Origin of the sequence: Cellulomonas bogoriensis 69B4 = DSM 16987, from assembly GCF_000767165.1 — a bacterium.
In the GTDB taxonomy this organism is placed as follows: domain Bacteria; phylum Actinomycetota; class Actinomycetes; order Actinomycetales; family Cellulomonadaceae; genus Actinotalea; species Actinotalea bogoriensis.
Window position 1 is genome coordinate 1 of the sequence record NZ_AXCZ01000415.1, and the last position, 643, is coordinate 643.

Here is a 643-nt window from a genome sequence, read left to right on the forward strand (position 1 = left end):
AGGGCCCCACGGACGATCCCCAGCAGGAGCTCACGGACCTCGTCGCTGCGCAGGATCAGGATGAGCAGGCCGGCGAACCCGGCCGCAGCGACCGTCGCGATCGCGTACTCCGCGGTCGCCATGCCGGTGTCGTCGGACCACAGGTCCGTCCCGGGACGCCGGGCGGGGCCGGTGGTGCCCGGGTCGTTCGTCGTCGTGGCCTCGGTCATGGTCCGTCCTCTCGTCGTGCCGGAGCCCGTCGCCCCGACCGGCACCACGGTGCCGCCGTGCGCCCGCCGGTCCCTGGAGCGGGACCGGCACCGGTGGACAGCGCTCACCCGAGGCCCGAAGCCATCGACACCAGCACCGGCACCAGGCCCACCAGCACGAACGCGGGCAGGTGGCACAGCCCCAGAGGGAGCACCAGGCGGACTCCCAGACGTCCGGCCTCCTCCAGGGCCCGTCCCTGCCGTTCACGGCGGTGCCGGTCCGCGGCGTCCCGGAGCGCGGGGACCGCGGGCACGCCGTCCTGCCAAGCCGGTCGCAGCGCCCGGGCGACCGGCTCGAGACCCTCACCGACCTCCCACACCTGCGCCCAGTCCGACCCGAGGACCAGAGCCCGCCCCGCGCGGCGCAGGACCTCACCCCTGGGTCGCCCGACGGC

General features: G+C 76.0%; 1 protein-coding gene and 1 pseudogene. Both read right to left on the minus strand.

Going from position 1 to position 643, the window contains the following annotated elements; translation table 11 throughout:
* Positions 1-209: DUF4244 domain-containing protein (locus tag N869_RS15760; RefSeq protein ID WP_035063276.1), on the minus strand; the 209-nt coding region annotated here is incomplete at its 3' end.
* 104 nt (positions 210-313) lie between these two features.
* Positions 314-643: pseudogene (locus N869_RS18170) on the minus strand (type II secretion system F family protein); the annotation flags it as partial.